The following is a 14,563-nucleotide window of genomic DNA, read 5'->3' as shown; positions in this document are numbered from 1 at the left end:
ATCGTCGTCAGTTCATTGCATGGGCAAGGATTGCGATGTTGCCCATCATTCCGCTGTGGTGTTTGGTGCGATCTGTCAACTTCCACCCGTCAGCAGTCCGAGCCCAGCTGTCGTGATAGTCACCGAGTGTTCGGAAGTACTGGCCCTCCAGGTCGCCAACCCCGAGGTGCATGTCGGCAACGTAGGCGCGACTGGTCGCGGTATCCCCCGTCACATCGATCACGACGTTTCCGATGAGGTGCTGAGTGGGTCCACAGTCGTCGAGGTAACGACGGAGCAGCGCGGCGATTTCTGCTGCCGAGGACACCGCTCCGTCGCCAAAGTCTCCGGTCGCATCAGGGACGGCCAATTTTTCGATCTCACCCCAGTTCCGTTCATCCATGGCCCGCGCAATGAGCACGATGTTGCGGTAGATGTCTCGCTCGTCTCTACTGTCAGTTATCACTGGCCAGTCCCTTCTCTGATCTCGGACGCCGTCGTGACGTACATGGGTGCCAAGGCGCCAGGGCGAACGTAACGGCCGGCGCGGTGCCATCGGCAGAATGTGTCCCACTGACAGGGAGGCCGCAACCGCTCGTCGCGACCACTGCCCAGTCAAGCTTGGCAACCTCGAACAACACCTACTGCGATCGCAGTAGGTCGGAGTTCATCCTCCTGCCGAACGACATCGGAGATCAGATCCGATTCGATGATTGGGTGCAGGCGCTACACGACGCCCACACGGTCTGGCGGCTTCGCGAAACTTCGCAGCTGCTTATTCGATGGAGGTCTCATGTCTGTTCTCGCCCGGTGGTGTCACGCACACCGGATAGCTGTTGTTCTTGTGTGGTTGGTTGCTGCGCTGGGACTCGGTGCGGCCGCACTGACCGGCGGGGCAGCCTTCGACAACGGCACAGCCGCCGATCAGGCCAAGACCGGGAACATCGTCTGGACGAGCGACAGCGGGTCCGGCGTCGATCGGTCAGTGCAGGACCAGCTTGACCCCTTGATAGCCGACATCGGTCAACAACGCGGCGTCGCGTCGGTCAAAAGCCCCAATCAGCCGGCGTCACAGCAGATCAGCGCCGACCGAACCACCGCCTACGCAACGGTGACATTTGCGCCGAACGCGGACGAGGCCGCCATAGAGAAAGTGAAATCCCTCGCCGAGAACGCCCGCATAGAGGGAGTCTCGATCGCCCTAGGTGGGCAGGCGTTCGATGACCCTATCTCGATCTCGATCTGGAGTGAAATCGTGGGAGTCGGAGCGGCTCTGGCCATTTTGCTGCTCATGTTCCGGTCCCTGTGGGCGGGTCTGCTACCCATCATCGTTGCAGTCGCCGGAGTTCTCACCGCGCTGTTCGCAACCATGCTGCTCAGCCACGTCATGACCCTTCCGGACACGACGCCGACAATGGGGGCTCTGATCGGATTGGGTGTCGGTATCGACTACGCACTCTTCATCGTCTACCGACACCGGCGCGGTTTGATGCGTGGTCGGTGCGTCCGCGATTCGATCGCGCAGGCCCTGGATACCTCCGGGCGAGCCGTTATCTTCGCGGGACTGACCGTTGTGGTCGCTCTGTTGGGAATGTTGACGCTGGGTGTGCAGATTTTGAGCGGCATGGCGCTGGGTGCGGCACTGACGGTTCTCTTGACCATGTTGTCCGCGACGACCCTGTTGCCGGCAATCGTCAGTTTGCTGGGAACGCGGGTCCTGGGGCGGGGCCAGCGCGCGCAGTTGGCGGCCGGCCGGCATGAGGCCGACGACGAAGGTCGATGGAAGCGGTGGGCAGACTCCGTGGCAGAACGTCCGAAGCTGACAGCGCTGGTCGCGTTCCTGCTCCTGGCAGCTCTCGCGCTTCCGGCACTGGATATCAGGCTCGGGTCTGCCGATGCCGGCAGCCAACCTGAATCTACAAGCAGCAGGCAGGCGTACGACATGCTTTCCGATGGGTTCGGGCCAGGCTTCAACGGGCCGGTGATCTTAACCGCCGATACCCCAGATTCACAGTCACTCAGCGCATTCGATCGTCTGGTTTCTCAATTGCCAGCTGTCGAGGGCGTCGAAAGAGTCGAGCCCTTGGCACCGGCGCGCACCGGTCAGGGTGTTTCGTCGGTGACCATCATCCCGACCGGGTCACCTCAATCCGAAGAGACAGCGAAACTCGTCGATCATCTCCGCGACAACCTGCTTCCGCGGGCAGAGCAGGGCACCTCCATGCATGTGACCCTCGCTGGTGTGACCGCGAGCAACGCCGACTTCGCCTCTGACCTGTCCTCGAAGATCCCCCGGTTGCTGGCCATCATCAGCATTCTCGGCATTGTTCTGCTGGTCCTGGCGTTCCGGAGTGTCTTGATTCCAGCGGTTGGCGCGGTGTTGAACCTGATCACGATTGCAATCGCCTTCGGTGCGATCGTGCTGGTCTTTCAACGCGGACTCGGCATCGACCTCCTCGGGGTCGGATCTGCGGCACCGATCGAGCCGGTTGTCCCTGTTCTCATAGTCGGTGTCATGTTCGGTCTGTCAATGGACTATCAGGTGTTCCTGGTCAGTCGTATGCATGAGGAATGGGGACGAAACAAGAACAACCTCTGGGCAGTGACCGTGGGGCAAACCCACACCGCACCCGTGCTCGCCGCTGCCGCGTCCATCATGTTCTGCGTGTTCGCAGCCTTCGCCGGCGGCGGAGTCCGGCTCATTGCCCAGTTCGGCCTGGGCCTGGCGGTCGCGGTCCTGTTTGATGTCTTCATCGTCCGCATGGCTCTCGTACCTGCCATCATGCACACACTCGGGAAAGCGAATTGGTGGTTGCCCAAAACCCTCGATCGGCGACTACCCCACGTCTCGATCGAAGGCAACGGCGACGACAACTCTGAGCTGTCCGCGGCACGAGAGACCACGGCCGAGGCTGCTGGTGGCAGCTAGGTGCACAACTCTCCATCTCCTCAAGACTCAGTAGGACAGACTGGGAGAATGCGTCGTTACATGCATGCGGCCCGTCCGGGCCTGTCGGTGGGTCGCCCCACGATCGGCGACATCGTCCTCGCCGTCACCGCCGCGACGGTTCAGACCTTCACCGGCACGCTCTTCGACGGTGGCTGGCACCAACCTGATCTGGCACGGGTGTCTATCGGGCTCGCCGCGGCATTGGCCCTGATCTGGCGGCGACAGCATCCAGTGTTCACACTGTTTGCTGCGGTCACCTTGGATGCGCTTCTGCTCGCATTTCCACCGACTTCCCAATGGCTACCGATTGCGAGCTTGATCGCGCTCTATACCCTGACCAGTCACCTCGATCGGTGGGCCGGTTGGACCGTCGGGATCTGTACCGCAAGCCTTCTCGGGCTTGCTTCGCTGATGTGGCAGACCGGCGGCGGCCCGACGGTCGTACACCTCGTCCCGTTCGACTTCGCGATCATTGCCGTTGCCATAGGCGATGCGACGCGAAGCCGCCGAGGCCTCGTAGAGCAGCTCAAAGCGCGTGCGGTTCAGGCCGAGTCGACCAAAGAAACAGCGGCTGCCCGCCGGGTGAGAGATGAACGAGTTCGGATCGCACGCGACCTGCACGACGACGTCGCTCATCATATCGTGCTGGTCAACGCCCAGGCCGGCGTTGCCCGATACCTCATGTCCGCCGACCCTGAGAAGGCGCACGACGCTTTGGGGCAGATCGAGGACAACAGCCGCCGGGCACTCGAAGAGATCAGAGCCACCGTGATGCTCTTGAAGGACGGTGACGAACCGGCTCCCCTCGAACCGAGGAGGTCTTTTGGAGAAAGAGATTCGCTGATCGAGTCGTTCCGTTCGGCAGGTATGGAGGTCTCCTACGCCGAAGAAGGGCTCTATGTACACCGAAATGAAGCCGTCGATCTCACGGCTTACCGGATTCTCCAAGAAGGACTCACCAATGCCGGTAAGCACAGCACCCGAGCCATCGTGGACGTGCGACTGAAGTTCACCGGCGATGAGTTGCACCTGAAACTCGTCAATGACCACAACGCAAGTCGGCGGGGATCGGGAACGGGGCTTGGATTAATCGGCGTACGTGAACGCGCACAATCCGTTGGTGGCTGGACGACCACTCAGGTAAGCGACGGGCGCTTCACACTCCATGCAGTGCTGCCGCTCTCAGGTGGCACATCATGACAATGCGGATCATTCTCGCAGATGATCAAGAATTGTTACGCGGCACGTTCCGCCTGCTGATCGATTCACAAGCTGATATGACTGTTGTGGCGGAGGCGGGAACGGGTCGACAGGCAATCGAACTCACCCGTCAACATGTACCCGACATCGTCTTGATGGACATCCGCATGCCGGACACCGACGGACTCGGTGCCACTGAGATCATCACGGCTGACCCACAACTGACGGGCGTGAAGATCGTCATCCTGACTACTTTCGAACAGGATGAATACGTCGCGCGCGCATTGCGGGGCGGGGCGTCGGGCTTCATCGGGAAAGGTATCTCTCCGAGTGCCCTTCTGGATGCAATGCGCGTGGTGGCTGCTGGCGACGCACTGCTGTCACCGACGGCGACGAGAAGCTTGATAGAACGCTATCTCGCTGCACCACAACTGAGCTCGGGCTCCGTCCCCTCAAAGCTCGAAAGGCTGACGGCACGTGAACGCGAAATCATGAGTCTGATAGCGACCGGCCTCACGAATTCACAGATCGCGGCGTCGCTGTACATCAGCGAGACCACTGTGAAGACGCATGCCAATCGAGCAATGTCCAAACTTCAGGCGCACGACCGCGCACAGTTGGTGGTCATCGCCTACGAAACCGGACTCGTACGCATCACACCGCGAGACGGATGAAGGGGGAGGTGGCCGACCGAGCCGTGCTCAGCGAGTTTGCGAACCACCGTTGAAGTCGATCGTCTGGCCGGTGAGACCGCCGGCCTCGTTTGATGACAGGTAGCCGCACGCTGCGCCGACCTCTATGGGATCACCGAGCCTGCCGATGGGGATGGTCTCGAGGATGCGATCGATCATTTCGGGCGGCATCTTCTCTTCGAGGTTCTTCTGGTGCCCGAGCGCCAGAATATTTGCAGTGACGCCAAACTGGCCCACCTCCGCTGCGAGATGGCGCATGAAGCCCTCGCCACCACTCTTTCCGGCAGCGTACATCGACACCCCGATGTTCTGACCGGTCCGAGCCGATCCCGAAGAAACCTGGACGATTCGTCCCCAGCCCGAATCGCACATGCCGTCAAGGACGACTCTGGTTGTGTTCAGCAGCCCATAGAGATTGAGATCGATGGACGGCGACCACTGGTCGGGGGTCAACTCGCGAAAGCGTTTGTTCGTGCGTTCGAGCGCGACGCCAGCGTTGTGCACGAGGATGTCGACATGATGTCCGAGTGCGGCTTCCGACTCCCGGACATGCGCTGAAACTGCGTCGAGGTCGGTGACATCGAAGCCCGCAGCGAGCGCATGATTGCCCTCCTCAGCGATTGCAGCAACCACCTTCTCCGCGCGGTCGATCGTGAGGTCGTTGACGATCACGGTTGCACCCTGCCTTGCCAGAACTGTGGCGATGCCAGCTCCCACGCTCTGTCCGGCACCGGTCACCAGCGCAACTCGTGCCTCCAAACTGAACATTCGCACTCCCTCGCATACAAGACCGGTTCGATCCGATCAGTTGCACCTCAGGCAACACTGGTCCATGCATATTGTCAATCACTTTTGAATAATAAAATGGATCCAATACACTCCGGTCATGACCATCGAAGAAACACACGACTCCAGCGGCGGATGCCCCGTTCTCACCCAGTTCGACACCGGGACAGCTCGTCTCACACTGAACAACGCCCGCCGAAAGAATGCCATCAGCCTCGACATGGCAGCGAGGATCGTGGTGTTCTGCGACGAGGTCGAGCGAGACGACACCATCGGGGCAGTCGTCATCGACGCTGTGGGCGACTATTTCTGCAGTGGCGCAGACACTCGTGACCTCGCGGCGTCATCGGCGAATGCATCGTCGCCCGAAGCAGTCGCCCGGACGTCCGCCATCTACGAGTCCTTTGTTCGCATCGGTACGCTGCCGGTACCGTCGATCTCCCTGGTCACCGGTGGCGCAGTCGGAGCCGGACTGAACCTTGCTTTGGCAACCGACCTCATGATCGTCACTCCTGACGCCGAGCTCGACAGCGGGTTCCTCGCGCGCGGCATCCATCCCGGTGGCGGACATCTGTCCCTGCTCGGGAGAGCGGTCGGGTGGTCGGAGACCATCGCGATGGCGGGATTCGGCCGATCCCTCACCGGCAAGGAAGCTGCCGATCGCGGTTTGGCTTACGCATGTGTCGCCGCAGCGGACGTGGCTGCGCTCGTCGATCAACTCGTCGTCGCCGCTACCACCGATCCGGAATTGACGCGTCGCGTGTTACGCAGTGCGCGTCTGGAATTGGGCCCGCCCGCGATCTCGTGGTCGTCGGCACTCGAAGTCGAACGCGGGGTCCAGATGTGGTCGATGTCACGCAAGGGCGAGCAGGCATGGTCTCCCCGAGGCCCGAAGACAAAGTAACGCGACTCGAGCACGTCTACGTCAGCGGGAGCGTGAGCGTGTTCGCCGCGGTGTGTGAGGCGTTCCGGCTCGCAGGGCCATGCCGTTGACCGCCTCGCCACCGCGGCGATGCTCGTCCATCAACTGAGCCAACCGCTGATTGTCACCCATGGAAAGTGCCTCAATCATCTTCTCGTGCTCGCGGACAACACGCGCCCGTCCATCCGGGTCGTAGAGATACACCGCGTGGTAAGGCATCGCCAAAGTCCACAACCGTCGCAGTTCCCCGACCACCAAGTTGAGTGGCGACCGATCAAACATCGCGAAATGGAAGGCCTGATTTTCCAGTCGCATGTCCAGATAGTCACCTCGAGCACCGGCTGCTTCTACGCGGTCGGCGCAGTCGCGGATCTCGCGCAGAGCGTTGTCGTCGAAGACCGGCAGCGTGGCAAGCACCTCGCGTTCGAGCGCGGCACGCATGAGGTAAATCTGGTCGAACTCGGACTGCTCCAACCGTGCGACCGTGTAACCGACGTTGTGGACATGACGCACGAGTCCCTCAGCAGTCAACTGGCGCAGGCCTTCCCGGATCGGTAGTCGGCTGACACCGAGTCGCACAGCCATGTCTTCCTGGCGAATCTGCTGACCGGGGAGTAGCTCGCCACTGATGATGAGATGTTCGATTTCTTCGACGACACGAGACGCCGCACGGTCAGATGCTGACGAAGATGTCGCAGTCAGGGCACTGTCGGGCCGGCGCGGCACAGGAACCTCCCTCGGGTCGAAACTTCAGGTTGAGCCAACCTCAGGCTGTCTCCCGGCACCATTGTCGCTCATGGCTGGAGATCCATGTCGGTCGCTGCCCCAGTGGACTCGACGAGACACCCGCCAAGTGTTCCCTCCGAACGTAGGACGTCGATTTCACCCTCGCGGTACCCCATCAACCGCAGAATGCGATCGGTATCCGCGCCGGCGGCGACGGCACGCTCCGGCGCCCGTGTGGTTGATCGGCTCAACGAAATGGGGACGCCGAGGCCACGGTACTCCTCGCGGTCGATGAACAGTTCGCGGTGGAGCACCTGGGGTGAAGTCAACGCTTGTTCGACGTTGTTGACAGGACTCGACGGAACACCCGCCGCCGTCAACTTCGCTGCAAGCTTGTCTCTCGGCCATTGTGCGATCAGTGGTGTCAGGAGACCGATGAGAGCATCGCGGTTCTCGTTTCTACCGCCGTTGCTCATGAATTTCGGATCCTCTGACAGCTCAGGTATGCCGAGAACCGAAACGAGTCGCGCGAACTGACGGTCGTTGGCTGCGCTGACGAAGAACCCTCCCTCCGCGGTCGGGAACACCTGGTACGGGACGACGGTGGGATGTAGGTCACCGGTACGCCGCGGGATCGCCTCGCTGACAATCCAATTCGCCGAGTGTGGATGCAAGATCGACACCACGGCGTCGAGCAGTGCAATGTCAACCAACTGGCCGAGTCCCGTCCGCATACGATCCAACAGCGCCAACAGAGTTCCGCTGAACGCCATGTTCGCTGCCACGATGTCGACGATCGGCACTCCAACGCGTAGCGGGTTGCCGTCGGGATAGCCGTTCACACTCATCAGGCCGCCGTACGACTGCAGGACCGCGTCGTAGCCCGGCAGTCCACCCATCGGCCCGTCCACTCCGAAGCCGGTTATACGGCAGTACACGAGGTCCGGCCGTGATGCCGCAAGGACCGTCTCGTAGTCAAAACCCCACTTGGCCATGGTGCCGGCCTTGAAGTTCTCGACCACGACATCCGCCGCGTCGAGAAGGTGCGCGAGTATCGCCCGCCCCGCTTCCGCACGCAGATCGAGGGTGATGTTGTCTTTGCTGTGATTGAGACCGGCGTAGTACGCACTCGATCCGTCGTCGTCGAACGGCGGTCCCCACATCCGGGTCTCGTCACCCTCAGGCGCCTCGACCTTCAGCACGTCAGCTCCATGGTCGGCGAGCATCTGCGTCGTCAACGGGCCGGCGAGAACTCTGCTGAGGTCGAGAACACGAAGACCGGCGAGTACGCCCTTCGTGTTCGACGACGACCATGCGGCACGACCGTCGATGGGGACGCCATCCCCAGAACGACTCAAGACGCTCATGCGCCGCTACCCCCGTCGACTTCGTGGTCGAGACGACCTGTGATGAGATCCCACACGCCGGCCCCCTCGTCGAGCACCTCACCGGCGAGTCGATCGCTCCAGTAGTCGGCAGAAACGTGCCTGTCCCGCCATGACCACAGCGACGTGGTGGCTCGGCCGAGTCCGCACTCGGATGTGAAACCGATCGCTCCGTGGATTTGATGTCCGGCCGCGCCGATCTGTTGGGCGCCTGACGAGGCCGCGACGGCAGCAGAGGCAACGGAAGCAATCGATTTCAAATCGGTTCCTCCCGCGGTTGCGATTCGTGCGGCGTTCTCGATAGATGCCGTGACCGAAGCGAGCTGAGCCAGTTTTTGCTGGATCGCCTGAAACTTCGCCAACGGCCGCCCGAACTGGGTCCGGCTGCGAGCATGACGCATCGTCAGGTCGCAGACTTGCCGGGAGGCGCCTGCGATGGCTGCGGTGTAGGCGAGCGCACTCCGCCGTCGCAGAGTCTCGGTTGTTGTGTCAGTGGCGGCGACCTTCGCGGGGATTGTTGCGGTGAAGGTGATGTCGTTCAGCGGCACACCGGAGAGGTCAGTGCCCGGATGCACCCGCACAGTCCCATCTCCCGTGGCGACCAGAGCGATTCGGCGCTGTGAAGCCTGGTCGGAATCCAGCAGCAGAACAATCGATTCCGCCTCCATAGCCCAGGGAACAGCTTCGATTACCCCGTTCAGGACAAGACTGCCGTCAGCTCCGGCATCCACGATTGCCTCGTGCACGACAGCGAGTGTGCAGATTCCGTCCGGTAGCGCCATCCCTGCCTGCGCAGCGACCCAGGCGGCCAAGACCCCGTGCTCGATGATCGGTGTCAGGGCTCCTCGACGCGCAGCCACCGTGACGATGTCCAGCGCGTCAGCCAATGTGCCGCCGCTGCCGCCCATGTCCTCAGGTACGTCGAGCGAGGCAAACCCAGCTCCGGTGAATTCCGCCCAGACTCGGCGGTCGAAATCGTTGGCCGGGACCTCGTTGGCACCCAGGTTCCGATCAATGATGGCGTTGGCCGCATCGATCAGAGCCATCCGATAGTCCCTGTCGTCCATCACGTCTCCAATCCACGGCCGACGATTGAACGCAGGATCTCGTTGGTGCCGCCTCGAAGTGTGAACGCAGGTGTATGCAGCACCGCGTCCGCGAGCATCGACGCGAAAGGATCCCCGGATCCGATGCGAGCGCTTGACGAGCTCGATTGCCTGATCTCGTCGACCAGGTCCCCTTCGAAGGTCGAACCCAGATCTTTGACCATGGCCGCTGCTACGTCTGGCCGACGCCCGGCCGACAGTTCACGAGCGACGTTGAGAGACATCTCGCGCAACGTCCACGCCCGAGCGGTCAGTTCACCGAGGGTCCGACGTTGCCCGTCGGTGGCGCCTCGATCGCGCAGCCGGTCCGCCCACGCGCGTAGCAGTGGCATCGTCGACAGATATCTCTCCGGACCTGACCGTTCCCAAGCCAATTCGCTCATCACCTGCTTCCAACCATCGCCGCGCGTACCGAGCAGCGCCGACCGTTCTAGCCGGGCCTTGTGGAAGATGACTTCGTTGAAATGCGCAGATCCATCGATACTTCGTATCGGCCTGATCTCGATACCAGCGTTCGGCAGATCGACAACGAACTGAGACAGTCCCGCATGCCGATCGGTCGGGCTACCGTCGGTTCGGGCGAGAACCACCATCGCGTGAGCCAGGTGGGCACCCGTTGTCCACACTTTGGTTCCGGTCAACTCCCATCCGTCTCCGGTGTCGACTGCCCGGGTACGGACTCCTGCAAGGTCCGACCCGGCATCCGGTTCGCTCATACCGATCGCGAAATAAGTTGTTCCAGAAGCAATTCCGGGAAGGTAACGTTTTTTCTGATCGTCACTGCCGTGCGCAAGCAGACTCGGCGCCATCTGCCGGTCCGCGATCCAGTGAGCGGCCACCGGAGCTCCATGTGCCAATAACTCCTCGGCGACCACCACCCGATCGAGGGGGCTCAGGCCTTGGCCTCCGTACTCGACCGGAATCGCCATCCCCACCCATCCGCGGTCGCCGAGGCGCGCGCTGAAAGCTGGATCAAATCCGGACATCCAGTTGTCGCACCGTGGCACGAACTCGCCAGCGTCAGCTTGTTCGTGAAGAAAGGCGCGCACCTCACCGCGAAGCCGCTCGTCGGACAGAGGGGTGGGGCCTTGGGATTCTGCCATCGCGACTTCTCGTGCCGTAACAGCGCCAAGTGACGCCATGCGACCTCCTTCTCAGATACTGCACCGAACCTACAGGATTGGATAATATTTACACATACGATCAGCATTTTGGTTAGTCTCAGCCCATGCACATGAAGACTTCTGCCCCTGGAAGTTCACTCGGGGACTCGTGGGATCCAGATGTTGCAGCAATGGTCGACCTCCTCAAAGGGGCTGAGCCACTTCGCAACTTGGGAGTCGACCAGGCACGCAAACTGCTTGAATCCATTGAACGCCCGCCCGGGCCGGATATGCGTACCGTGCGCTCCACGAGTATCGACGGCCCATCCGCGCCCGTTCCGGTACGCGTGTATCACCCACACCGCGTCCCGACAGAGAACGCTCCCGCACTGATCTGGTTTCACGGTGGCGGGATGATCATGGGCACGCTCGACTCTTTCGATCGGCTGGCGCGCGAGTTGGCCGAGGCAACGCAGTCCGTGCTTGTCAACGTCGACTACCGACTGGCCCCAGAACACACTTACCCCGCAGCGAATGATGACGCCTACGCCGTTGCCTGCCGGGTGTATGACAAGCCCGACGAATGGGGAATCGACCCCAACCGCATCGGGGTCGGCGGAGACAGTGCGGGCGGAGGACTTGCGGCCGCGACGGCCCTACGTGCCCGTAACTCCGGTGGTCCCCCACTTGCCCAGCAGATTCTCATCTATCCAGGCGTAGAACGTCGTCAGGATCGTGAATCCATGCGCGCGTTCGGGCAGAGTCCATTTCTGACGGCGGAAGACGTCGACTGGATGAAAAATATGTACTTGGGCGAGGACCCGACCACAGACGACGAATACGGAGTGCCGGCCCTGGCAGCAACGTTGACGGGCCTCCCGCCGGCCATCGTGGCATGCGGCCACAACGACCCACTCCGAGACGGCGTGGAAGAATACGGCCGCCGGCTACAGGACGCCGGCGTTCCTGCCGCAATTCTGCGATACCCAGGTGTGGGGCACGGATTTGTTATGCAGACAGCGAACTTTACCCGGGCGCGCCGGGCTATTGCTGACATCGGGGCGCTCGCCGCCGCCCGGTTCTCCGTGTTGGCGTAGCGCTCAGGACGCCGCGACAGCGGCGTGGAAGCGCGGGGTTTCATCAACGCGCAGGCGGCTCAAACTACGGAAGCTGATCAGCCAATTGCCGTCGACGCACCGGTACTCCTCGTGATAGTGCCCGTAGCCGTGGAGATGCTCTTCAGTACCGTCCGAATTGATCCACCAGAGCTTGTCCTCCATTGCCCACACCCCGGTGGCCGTCGTATCCGACGTCAGCTCGATCTCAGGGGTGTGCCCATGGTGCACCGACGTGATCTTCTTGTGGCCATCAAGAACTGAGGCGATGGTCTTGCCTAACAGTTCGTTTCCGACAACTCGGTTGGTGACACCGTCGGTTGACGGCTGCCCGTCGACCGGCAGATCCGCAAAGGTCTCAGAAATCACGTCGGTTGTGTGAAAACTGGGATACAGATGCCACTGCTTGTTGTCCATGCAGCGCAGTCGAGCGGCGAACACACGCTTGATCTGTTCTAGAGCGAGGAGTTGTTCTTGTAGTGAGAGCGTAATTGTGTCGGTCATCTGCCGATGGTTGCAAGAGCAGCACGAAGCGAAAACCACAGTTCCTGCAGAGCGGGAGCTGCGGTAGCTGAACTCACGACACCCTCATATGTTGACTGCGACCCGTCGACTCGAGAACATTCATGACTCAGAACTTCTCCGACATCGCCGCTCCGGAGCGCCGAGTGCGCGCCATGGACATGGCATACATGTTGAGCACGCCGCACATCGAGTTGGCCGGCGACAGAGCTATCGCGACCGGCAACAGTCCATGGGCACTCATCGCCGGTGGGTCGGAAGGCGGTGATCGACTCGACCATCACGATCCAATTGAAGTTGGTCCAACACTTCGGATCGCTGTTGTAAGCCCGGGAAGACGCCGCCGAGCCCAACAGCGGTCAAACCCGGCTGAGTTGATGCGCGAAGCGCGCGAAAGCTACCCCCATCGCCGTCTGAATAGCGCCAGGGCGCTGGTATTGCACACCACGCTTCAGCCTTCGTCGACGACGATGCTCTTGTATGAAATGCGCGAGAGTGCCGCGAAGATCGTCCACCAAGTGGGAGAACCCTTTTCGCAACATCGGGCCTTCTGACACGCTTCGGGCCATGAAACATGGAGTTGTGATTTTCACCAGCGATCGAGGCATCATGCCGGCACAGCTTGCGGTGGCAGCGGAAGAACGGGGTTTCGACGCAATATACGTCCCAGAACACACCCATATCCCGGTTGAGCGGGATGCTCCGCACCCGGGAACGGGTGACGCATCCCTACCGGACGACCGATACATGCGAACGCTTGATCCATGGATCGCTTTGGCGACGGCTGCTGCCGTCACCGAAACCATCCACCTGTCCACTGCCGTCGCCCTCCCTGTGCAACACGATCCAATCGCTCTGGCCAAGACGATTGCCACCCTCGACCATCTGTCAGGCGGCCGGGTCAGTATCTGTGCCGGCTTCGGCTGGAATGCTGACGAATTGACCAATCACAACGTTCCGTTCAAACGGCGGCGCACGGTACTCAGGGAGTACGTGGAGGCCATGCGGGCTTTGTGGACCCAGGACGAGGCATCGTATGACGGTGAGTTCATTTCCTTTGGGCCATCGTGGGCTTGGCCGAAGCCCAAGGGACACATACCGTTGATAATCGGTGCTGAAGCAGGGCCCAAGACCATCGAGTGGATCGCAGCGAATGCAGACGGCTGGATGAGCACTCCGCGCACCGATGACGTCGTGGCACGTGCCGGAGAACTCAATCAGGCGTGGCAGGCGGCCGGCCGTAGTGGTCTTCCGATCATTCGGGCACTCGCACCAAACCCCGACCTGATCGACGAGTACGAGGCCGCAGGTGTCACTGATGCGGCTTGGGGGGTCGGAGGCGGCTCCGAAGAAGAAGCCTTCCGCATCATGGACGAGGTCGCCGAGAGGTTGAACCTGTGAATTACGGGCCCGACCCAGCACACGCAACTGAGACGGTGCGGTACCTGGCGGACCGCCAGGCAATTCTCGATGTGGTATCGCGATACTGCCGTGGCATCGATCGAATCGATGCGGACCTCGTCCGCAGTTGCTACCACGACGGCGCCATTGATCATCATATTGGCTTCGCCGGAACCGCAGATGAGTTCATAGGTTGGTGCTTTCCGCTCCTCAGGGAGTTCGGAGGCACACGTCACGTGATCGCGAACCATCTGTGCGAGGTAAATGGGGATGTTGCCGTGGCAGAGTCGTACGTTCTCGCCCACCACTGGCAGGAGCCGTACGATGACCTGGAGAGAAACTTCATTGGCCACGGACGGTACGTAGATCGATTCGAGCGAGGCGCTGACGGTCATTGGCGGATCGCAGAGCGGACCGCCTTGGCCGATATGGCAACACCGATCTCTCCGATCCCGGTTCCTGTTGCAATACCTGGTGCGTCCTCGGCACAAGATCCTTCGTACTCGATTGCCGAATCAGCATTCGGAGATCTTCGCTCAGACGAGTGGAAAGCGATCTCGGCGTTTGTCAAAAACAGTGTTACGTGAGGCTTCTGTATAGTCACGCAAGGGCGACAACCTGAATGCCGACAAGGACACGAATCGGTGAGATCAGAGTACTGGCAGCGGCCCGCTCC

The 14,563-nt window shown here is 61.3% G+C and carries 15 protein-coding genes; 8 read left to right on the top strand and 7 right to left on the bottom strand.

What is annotated here, in order from left to right:
- Positions 1–7: 7 nt before the first annotated feature.
- Entirely contained in the window at positions 8–445 is a 438-nt protein-coding gene (locus tag DFR67_RS21320; RefSeq protein WP_110471496.1) for a nuclear transport factor 2 family protein, read from the bottom strand.
- Between the two features lie 327 nt (positions 446–772).
- Between DFR67_RS21320 and DFR67_RS21315 the strand changes: the two genes are divergently transcribed.
- Genes DFR67_RS21315 through DFR67_RS21305 form a run of 3 tightly spaced genes read left to right on the top strand, consistent with a single transcriptional unit; the run spans position 773 to position 4,803 of the window.
- On the top strand, positions 773–2,908 hold the full coding sequence (locus DFR67_RS21315; protein WP_110471495.1) for an MMPL family transporter: 2,136 nt from the start codon (positions 773–775) through the stop codon (positions 2,906–2,908).
- A gap of 48 nt (positions 2,909–2,956) precedes the next feature.
- A complete protein-coding gene (locus DFR67_RS21310; protein ID WP_110471494.1) occupies positions 2,957–4,129 on the top strand; it encodes a sensor histidine kinase in 1,173 nt (390 codons plus the stop codon).
- Entirely contained in the window at positions 4,126–4,803 is a 678-nt protein-coding gene (locus tag DFR67_RS21305; protein ID WP_110471493.1) for a response regulator, read from the top strand. Before DFR67_RS21310 ends, DFR67_RS21305 begins: the two co-directional genes overlap by 4 nt.
- Positions 4,804–4,830: 27 nt before the next feature.
- On the opposite strand, the gene DFR67_RS21300 is transcribed toward DFR67_RS21305, so the two are convergent.
- Positions 4,831–5,589, bottom strand: a complete 759-nt coding sequence (locus DFR67_RS21300) for an SDR family NAD(P)-dependent oxidoreductase (RefSeq protein ID WP_110471492.1) — start codon at positions 5,587–5,589, stop codon at positions 4,831–4,833.
- A 118-nt stretch (positions 5,590–5,707) separates the two neighbouring features.
- Here DFR67_RS21300 and DFR67_RS21295 point away from each other — a divergent pair, with 118 nt between their 5' ends.
- On the top strand, positions 5,708–6,511 hold the full coding sequence (locus DFR67_RS21295; protein ID WP_110471491.1) for an enoyl-CoA hydratase-related protein: 804 nt from the start codon (positions 5,708–5,710) through the stop codon (positions 6,509–6,511).
- A gap of 21 nt (positions 6,512–6,532) precedes the next feature.
- On the opposite strand, the gene DFR67_RS21290 is transcribed toward DFR67_RS21295, so the two are convergent.
- The 4 genes from DFR67_RS21290 to DFR67_RS21275 all read right to left on the bottom strand — a co-directional run bounded on the left by DFR67_RS21290 (position 6,533) and on the right by DFR67_RS21275 (position 10,849).
- Entirely contained in the window at positions 6,533–7,255 is a 723-nt protein-coding gene (locus tag DFR67_RS21290) for a GntR family transcriptional regulator (protein ID WP_245938069.1), read from the bottom strand.
- A 68-nt stretch (positions 7,256–7,323) separates the two neighbouring features.
- Positions 7,324–8,622 carry a CaiB/BaiF CoA transferase family protein gene (locus tag DFR67_RS21285; RefSeq protein ID WP_110471490.1) on the bottom strand — a complete coding sequence of 433 codons (1,299 nt, stop codon included), beginning with the start codon at positions 8,620–8,622 and terminating at the stop codon, positions 7,324–7,326.
- Complete coding sequence (locus tag DFR67_RS21280) at positions 8,619–9,707, bottom strand: acyl-CoA dehydrogenase family protein (protein WP_110471489.1); 1,089 nt, start codon at positions 9,705–9,707, stop codon at positions 8,619–8,621. The genes DFR67_RS21285 and DFR67_RS21280 overlap by 4 nt, the downstream gene beginning before the upstream one ends.
- On the bottom strand, positions 9,707–10,849 hold the full coding sequence (locus DFR67_RS21275) for an acyl-CoA dehydrogenase family protein (protein WP_110471488.1): 1,143 nt from the start codon (positions 10,847–10,849) through the stop codon (positions 9,707–9,709). The genes DFR67_RS21280 and DFR67_RS21275 overlap by 1 nt, the downstream gene beginning before the upstream one ends.
- A gap of 125 nt (positions 10,850–10,974) precedes the next feature.
- Here DFR67_RS21275 and DFR67_RS21270 point away from each other — a divergent pair, with 125 nt between their 5' ends.
- On the top strand, positions 10,975–11,946 hold the full coding sequence (locus DFR67_RS21270; protein WP_245938068.1) for an alpha/beta hydrolase: 972 nt from the start codon (positions 10,975–10,977) through the stop codon (positions 11,944–11,946).
- Between the two features lie 3 nt (positions 11,947–11,949).
- Here DFR67_RS21270 and DFR67_RS21265 read toward each other — a convergent pair whose 3' ends face one another.
- The gene (locus tag DFR67_RS21265; RefSeq protein ID WP_110471487.1) at positions 11,950–12,468 is read right to left on the bottom strand and encodes a nuclear transport factor 2 family protein; all 519 of its coding nucleotides are present in this window, start codon (positions 12,466–12,468) and stop codon (positions 11,950–11,952) included.
- A gap of 122 nt (positions 12,469–12,590) precedes the next feature.
- On the opposite strand from DFR67_RS21265, the gene DFR67_RS30290 reads away from it, so the two are divergent.
- From DFR67_RS30290 to DFR67_RS21255, 3 genes are read left to right on the top strand one after another with little or no spacing between them, the layout of a single operon-like run.
- A complete protein-coding gene (locus DFR67_RS30290; RefSeq protein ID WP_146240495.1) occupies positions 12,591–13,040 on the top strand; it encodes a hypothetical protein in 450 nt (149 codons plus the stop codon).
- Between the two features lie 13 nt (positions 13,041–13,053).
- Complete coding sequence (locus DFR67_RS21260) at positions 13,054–13,887, top strand: LLM class F420-dependent oxidoreductase (RefSeq protein WP_110471486.1); 834 nt, start codon at positions 13,054–13,056, stop codon at positions 13,885–13,887.
- Positions 13,884–14,474 carry a nuclear transport factor 2 family protein gene (locus DFR67_RS21255; protein ID WP_158540007.1) on the top strand — a complete coding sequence of 197 codons (591 nt, stop codon included), beginning with the start codon at positions 13,884–13,886 and terminating at the stop codon, positions 14,472–14,474. Before DFR67_RS21260 ends, DFR67_RS21255 begins: the two co-directional genes overlap by 4 nt.
- Positions 14,475–14,563: the final 89 nt, after the last annotated feature.

Origin of the sequence: Williamsia limnetica (assembly GCF_003217475.1) — a bacterium.
Classification (GTDB): Bacteria; Actinomycetota; Actinomycetes; order Mycobacteriales; family Mycobacteriaceae; genus Williamsia; species Williamsia limnetica.
Note: the sequence above shows the minus strand (reverse complement) of the source record. Positions and strands in the feature narration are given on the sequence as shown.